Genomic DNA, 6705 nt, shown 5'->3' with positions numbered 1-6705 from the left:
ACACTGAAGTGGTCGTTGCTAAAGCCAGTAAGCCGGTTAACCCTACAATTAAATGTTTCATCATTATAGTTTCCCGTGAGTTTGTGGCTAATACCAATTGTATTAAATAACTGATCTAAATTTTGCGCCGGAAAAATGGCTTAGTTAGAGGCGTAAGTTGATGTAAATGGTTGTTCCCTATACGAAACTTACAACGAAAAAATAAGTTATTTTAACAAGTAAAATAGATCAGTTACTCACTATGATTGGTATAACTAAAACCTTAGTGACTTATCTTAGTTAAATAATCTAATCCGATGCTTTTTAAGTATCGGATTTTTCATTTTTATAGGTAATAGTTGGAGTGAATAATTGAAGGTAATAGTTGCAAGCAATCGTTAAAGATAACCCAACAACAACCCTGTCATGGCAAATAACAGTACTAAATATACAATAGGTAATTTGAGGCTTCTTTGTAGAAAAATACCCACTAAAATAATCGCCATATCTAGCCCATTAAACACCGCACTAACAAATACAGGCTGGTATAAAGCACTGACAAGTAACCCAACCACCGCTGCATTCACACCAGTAATCGCAGCATTCACGCATGGGATTTTAGCAAAGCGTTGCCAATTCTTTAAACAAGCTAATAGTAATAGGAAGCCAGGCAGAAACACACCTAAGGTTGCGACTAATGCACCTATCAATGGCATTTCAGGCAGAATAAAATAACCAATATAAGTGGTGAAGGTAAACATGGGCCCAGGCACAGCTTGTGCAATGGCGTACCCCGTTAAGAACTGATCCGACGTTAACTGTTCAGCAACAATATTTTGTAACAAAGGAAGTACAACATGCCCTCCTCCAAACACTAAACTTCCCGCCTGAAAGAAATCAGAAAACACTGAAAATAAAGGGCTTAAAAAGCTTAAAAAAGGTGCAACGCACAATAAAATAATAAACAGAAATAAAGGACGAAAGTTTAATGAACGTAGTGGATTTAGGATCAGACAGTGAGTTTTCTTATCGGTAAATTCCTGCTGTTTTAATTTAAATAATAATACACCAGCCAAAGCTGCAAATAACAGTACTAACAGTTGAGTTGCAACACTTGGTATCACCAATAGAACACAGGCGCTGAGTAAGCATAATGCGATATGAGCTTTATCTTTACAGAATTGTTTAAACATCATCAATACTGCATCAAACACTACGACAACAGCCAATAGTTTCAAACCATGGATAACAGAATGAAAAAAGCTATTATCAGTTAAGTAGCCTGCACTGACCGCTAACAATCCCACCAATAAAACAGAAGGAAGCGTAAATCCTAAAAAAGCACAGATTGCGCCTTTTAATCCAGCGCGATGATAACCAATAGCAAAGCCAACTTGGCTTGAACCAGGACCAGGTAAGAACTGACTTAAGGCAACATACTCGGCATATTGACGTTCACTTAACCAAGCTAAGCGCTGGACGAATGTTTCTTTAAAATAGGCGATATGAGCTGCAGGCCCACCAAAGCTATAACAACCTAAGAGTAAGAAAGTTTTAAATATATTCCACATCGACGACGCTTCCATTGTCCATTTTTATATTTGTTTATCAATCCAAAAAGTATGCATGAGGTTCGGTATAAGACGAAAACTGGCAATAAGCAATTTTTTCAGTCAATGCTCACCTTGCTTTGTGAAGTGAATAATCAATCCACAAAAGTACTCACTCATCATCACAAGATATCAATCAGTACTTCAATAAATGACGATCACTTCCAACATAAAAAAACAGAGCGGCCATTTAAACAGGGAAAATCTACAGCAGTTAGATGACAGTAAAATGACAGCGGCAACATTTATTACATAAATATTGTAGGAGGTACTATTTGTGAAGGGAGTTTATTTTATTTAATCTATTGCTTGCTTGTAGAGTGAATGGCTAAATCCAAGTGCAGATATTGTAAGTCATTATCCCACAAGGTTAAAAACTGTCGGCTCTTCTGTTTATTGTTCAAGCATTTAGCAAAAATAATAATCTTAGCGCCTTTTAAGTCTTCAGCTTGTGTGATCCCATAACGGGCTAACAACTCCTCTTTAAAATGACTAATAGGAATAGAAAGGTTTTTATTATCAGCGACATTTAACCATAACAACTGCTTATCGCTATAACTGATGCGGCCCCAATACATTCTCGGGGCCACTTTCTCTAGCTGCTCAGCATCGCTAAAATGCACAAACAAGTTTTTTGCGCGCCAACGATGCTGTTCACTGGTCTGCACCCAGACATCAGAGGTAGCTAAAGAACTGTTCTTAAATAAGCTTTTTAATAAGGTACTTAACCTTTGGGTTACGGTTTTTTCTGTTTTTTGTAACGGTTCTAATACAGCGGCTTCTGATTGAGGTTTATCTGAGATAGGTGCTTGAGAATCCTCTGCCTTTTTGTTTTGAGTAGAAGCGTCACGACGCACAGTACGCTTAACACTAAAGTCGATAGTAAAACCTTGCTGTTCATCTACCTCAGCCTTTTGTTGGCTTACTATTACTGGAGCTTTATTTTCCGTTATGGAGCTTGGGTTACCCCCCTTTGCAATTAGTTGTGCTTCAGTATCCTGTTCCACCAGCATCGTTTTTTCTACCAACGCCATAGGTACATTACGTTTATGAGTATTCAGCTCAGAGCAACCTTCAAGGTGGTTACGAGAACCAAAACAAGCTTGCTTGCCATCCTTAGAAGCACGCCTAAAATATGCAACCTGTAAGCACTCAGGGCAAAATAGCGAATGTCGATATTGTTCTATTTGCTCTGCTGGCAGTAATTTGAATTCGTAGATGGAGAATATAGTTTGTGCTTTAGCCTCACCTTGTACAGCCTGGTACTCCCTAGTCGGCTGATGGTCTTTAGATAAAATACAAATGGCATCTAACATTCAAAACTCACTTTAACGGTTAACAATAAAACAGATCTTTTTGCCCAGATAGAGAAATGACCTTTAAGACAACTAGTAATAGCATAACCTAAAATGGTACTGAATAAATAAGTTAATCTATTGCATCCCTATGATTAATATTGATAATGAAGGTCTCATTCTCATGTTATTAATCTTGGTTTTCTATGTCATTTATCACTGAAAATAAATATACCTTTTGTGGCGTTGTCGCGATCTTACTATGGAGCTCTGTGGCTGCTTTAATTCGTGATTTATCAGAATTATTTAGTCCAATTGCAGGGGCTGCCATGATGTACAGCATTAGTGCTATCTTTTTGATGTGTGTGATGGGCGTACCTAAAGTTAAAGACTTTCCTATGCGCTATCTATTAATTGGCGGTGCTTTATTTGTTACCTATGAGATATGTCTAGCTTTGTCATTGGGTATGGCTACTGATCGTCATCAAGCCATGGAAATGTCTATCATCAATTATTTATGGCCTGCGCTCACCATATTATTAAGCGTATTGCTGAGCCCTAAGAAAGTAAACCTGTTAGTTTACCCAAGTATCCTCATTGCATTCGCCGGTGTGGCTTGGTGTATCGCCGGTGACCAAGGTATTTCATTAGACATTTTACTGCATAATATAGCCGATAACCCAATCACCTACTTAATGGCCTTTTCAGCTGCGTTTATTTGGGCATTTTATTGTGTGATCACAAAAAGAATAAGCAATGGAAAAAATGCCATTGTGTTATTTTTTGCCGCCACTGCTATCACCCTATGGATAAAGTTCTTTTTCAGTAACGAGCCAAGCATCCACTTTACCTTACCTTCCAGTTTAACTTTAATAATTGCAGGTATTAGCATAGGGACGAGTTATGCTTTATGGAACCAAGCTGTGATAGGTGGCAATATTATTTTGTTGGGCACGCTTTCCTACTTTACGCCGGTTTTCTCAACGTTATTTGCTTCTGTGTATCTTTCATTAACGTTAAGTGGTTCTTTCTGGCAAGGCGTGGCGTTAGTCACATTAGGCTCATTGATTTGCTTTATCGTGACCCGAGAGAAACCTGACACGAATACGAAACAAACTTCAAATATTTAGACACGATCACAATGCCTATTTAAGTTTTAGTGATTTAATATCACAATCGAGTAAACCATAAAGGAGATGCAAATGACTGAACTGACTATTGCCGCTAATATTTTTGTTAAAGTAGGTAAGCTCGACCAGGTCAAAGGTGAACTGCTAAAACTAACTCAAGCAACACGAAATGAGCAAGGTTGTATCCAATATAAACTCCATCAAGACAATGATAATCCCCTGCACTTTTTGTTCTATGAAACTTGGGAGTCTCGTACTCTGTGGCAAGCGCATATGCATCACCAAAATATTAAAAATTACAAAGCAGCAACGGAAGGGTGTATTGAGAGTGTTAGTCTCAGTGAAATGAGTGATATCAGTTAATCGTTAATACTAATCGCACTCAGTAACCACCGCTAATAACCAATATAGCGGTTATTAAATGATAATAACCGCTATATTACCCCTTTGTTCTATAACTTTAGCATAGACGTACTATCAGCTGCTCGTTTGATTAAGCCCCGTAATTAATCGATGAAGATAAGTTTCTAATACATTTAACAATCGCAAGAGGGACATCAGCGCTAGTGCTTGGATTCGCAATTGACGGTACACCTTGCCAATTAACTTGTAACTTACCTACCTTGCTATCGAAGTCGATATAGGTGTTCATAATATCGCTGGTTGGGTCTGCAACTAGTTTTACCTTGGTCTCGTCTAAGCCGATGGTTGCCAAAGCTAACATTGCACTGATATTGCTGCTTTTGGGGAAAAGGTTTGCCGATTCACGGGCAGTTCCTTCAAAAAAGCAGGTACTATCTTCAATTGAATTAAGGTCCACAAACTCTTCTGCTGGTGTATTCTTCCATGATGCAACAGGTTTAGTTTGGGTGATCGCAATGGTATTAACTTCAGATAACGAAGCGGCTGACATCCAATCTACAGCCGGTAAGGCACCCGTTGAGAGTAAAATTTTTGCACCTGATTGGTCTGCAGTGTTAATGAATTCGCCTAAAATTTGATCGTCTGTGAATAAACCAATGCTAGACACTAACAGATCAATTCCCTTAGCTAATACCAGTTCACCATAATGCTTTAATGAGGGTTGGCCAGCAGCTTCTATTACAATGTCAGGCTTGGCTGCAAAAAAGTCATCAATATCATCGGTAATAATCGACTTAAAGTGTTCAGATTGTCCCTCACTCATGGCAATATGTTTAGTTTTATCTCTGCACAATAAGGAAACTAATTGCGCTTCACCCACCTTACCTGTTTCAATGCGATTAGCCACTTCACGGCCAATCGCGCCTAATCCAATAATGCCAACTTTTAATGTACGTGTCTGTTTCATTGTAACCCTTTGTTAAATATATATAGCAATGATTTAATTAGCGTAATTTTGATTGATTCTTTTAGCCTGCCTTAATACAACAGGCTAGGTATAGCCAAGCTTAACCATGGCACATAAGTGATAATCACTAACCCGATGATCATAATGGTTAAGAAAGGAATACAACCTCTGAAGATCTCTAATAGATTCATTTTTGAAATAGCCACGGCAACAAATAAGTTTAAGCCAACAGGTGGTGTGATCATACCCACTGAGTAGTTCACTAGATTGATAATCCCAAAATGAACTGGATCAATGCCGACATCGGTAGCTATTGGTAACATCAATGGTGCTAATACAATAATCGCTGACACACTGTCTAAGAAGAAACCAGCAATCAACATGATCACGTTTAACAAGGCGGTGATCACCACAGAAGAATCACTTAATGACAGCACTGAGTTCGCTAGAAGAGAGGCAGAACCAGTCATAGTTAGTAACCATGAGAAGGCAGAAGCACCAGCAGTAATCAACAATAATGACCCCGAAGTTAAGCCCGTCGTTTGCAATATTTCCCATAGGGCTTTTGCATTCACTTGTTTATAAATGAACATGCCAACAAACAAACCGTATGCACAAGCTACCGCAGCAGACTCAGTAGCGGTAAACACACCACTATAAATACCACCCAATAAAATAGTTGGTAAACCTAATCCCCACGCAGAGCCTTTAAAGGCAGCAACTACCTCTTTAAAGGTTGGAAAAGGCGCATTAGGGTATTTTTTAATTTTTGAGTAAACCATACAATAAACAATGATTAAGCCACCCAATAACAGCGCAGGTAAAATCCCCGCTGCAAACAGTTGTCCAACACTGGTTGAGGTCACTGAACCATAAATAATCAAGGCGATACTTGGCGGTACAATCGGCCCTAAGGTGCCAGCTGTGGTTAATAAACCAATAGAAAAGCGTTTGCTGTATCCTGCCGCTACTAACGCAGGAAACATGATGCTACCAATGGCAACCACGGTTGCTGGACTTGACCCTGAAATAGAGCCAAAGAATAAACAGGACAGTACGGCTGCAGACGCTAAGCCACCAGGCGCCCAACCAATCAACACTTGCGCTAGTTTAATCAATCGCGCAGATAATCCGCCTACTCGCATTAACTCAGCTGCTAAGATGAAAAATGGAATAGCCATCAATGAAAAGTTATTCATACCGGAGAACATGCGCATCGGTACGATAGTTGGATCCATTGTATTGGTTACTTCCATAGCCCCCACAACAGAGAAGGCAAGGGAGCCATAAATAGGTAACCCCAGCAGTAACAGAATGAAGAAAATAATTAACAAAAACATGATCATGTGAAAACCTTACTG

At 39.0% G+C, this 6705-nt stretch carries 6 protein-coding genes; 2 read left to right on the top strand and 4 right to left on the bottom strand.

All coding sequences use genetic code 11. The features are described 5' to 3' along the window. Positions 1-377: 377 nt before the first annotated feature. Together chrA and DS885_RS17110 are read right to left on the bottom strand one after the other, a co-directional pair. A complete protein-coding gene (gene chrA / locus DS885_RS17115; protein WP_113820606.1) occupies positions 378-1550 on the bottom strand; it encodes a chromate efflux transporter in 1173 nt (390 codons plus the stop codon). A gap of 341 nt (positions 1551-1891) precedes the next feature. Then, positions 1892-2905 carry a hypothetical protein gene (locus tag DS885_RS17110; protein ID WP_113820605.1) on the bottom strand — a complete coding sequence of 338 codons (1014 nt, stop codon included), beginning with the start codon at positions 2903-2905 and terminating at the stop codon, positions 1892-1894. Positions 2906-3090: 185 nt separating this feature from the next. On the opposite strand from DS885_RS17110, the gene yddG reads away from it, so the two are divergent. Both yddG and DS885_RS17100 read left to right on the top strand, forming a co-directional pair. Next, positions 3091-4014, top strand: a complete 924-nt coding sequence (yddG, locus tag DS885_RS17105) for an aromatic amino acid DMT transporter YddG (protein WP_113820604.1) — start codon at positions 3091-3093, stop codon at positions 4012-4014. Between the two features lie 72 nt (positions 4015-4086). Further along, positions 4087-4377, top strand: a complete 291-nt coding sequence (locus DS885_RS17100) for a putative quinol monooxygenase (protein WP_113820603.1) — start codon at positions 4087-4089, stop codon at positions 4375-4377. Between the two features lie 130 nt (positions 4378-4507). Here the strand turns inward: DS885_RS17100 and DS885_RS17095 are convergent, their stop codons facing one another. Both DS885_RS17095 and DS885_RS17090 read right to left on the bottom strand, forming a co-directional pair. After that, positions 4508-5344 carry an aspartate dehydrogenase gene (locus DS885_RS17095; protein ID WP_113820602.1) on the bottom strand — a complete coding sequence of 279 codons (837 nt, stop codon included), beginning with the start codon at positions 5342-5344 and terminating at the stop codon, positions 4508-4510. A gap of 71 nt (positions 5345-5415) precedes the next feature. Then, positions 5416-6690: a TRAP transporter large permease gene (locus DS885_RS17090; RefSeq protein ID WP_113820601.1), complete on the bottom strand. Its 1275-nt coding sequence runs from the start codon at positions 6688-6690 to the stop codon at positions 5416-5418. Positions 6691-6705: the final 15 nt, after the last annotated feature.

The sequence above is a fragment of the Psychromonas sp. B3M02 genome, from assembly GCF_003318165.1.
Taxonomy (GTDB): domain Bacteria; phylum Pseudomonadota; class Gammaproteobacteria; order Enterobacterales; family Psychromonadaceae; genus Psychromonas.
This window is presented reverse-complemented; position numbering and strand designations above follow the sequence as displayed.

Excerpts from the sequence above, each read along its gene's own strand:
- DS885_RS17100 (WP_113820603.1), top strand. The coding sequence starts at position 4,087 with ATGACTGAACTGACTATTGCCGCTAATATTTTTGTTAAAGTAGGTAAG.
- DS885_RS17090 (WP_113820601.1), bottom strand. The coding sequence starts at position 6,690 with ATGATCATGTTTTTGTTAATTATTTTCTTCATTCTGTTACTGCTGGGG.
- yddG (WP_113820604.1), top strand. The coding sequence starts at position 3,091 with ATGTCATTTATCACTGAAAATAAATATACCTTTTGTGGCGTTGTCGCG.
- DS885_RS17095 (WP_113820602.1), bottom strand. The coding sequence starts at position 5,344 with ATGAAACAGACACGTACATTAAAAGTTGGCATTATTGGATTAGGCGCG.
- chrA (WP_113820606.1), bottom strand. The coding sequence starts at position 1,550 with ATGTGGAATATATTTAAAACTTTCTTACTCTTAGGTTGTTATAGCTTT.
- DS885_RS17110 (WP_113820605.1), bottom strand. The coding sequence starts at position 2,905 with ATGTTAGATGCCATTTGTATTTTATCTAAAGACCATCAGCCGACTAGG.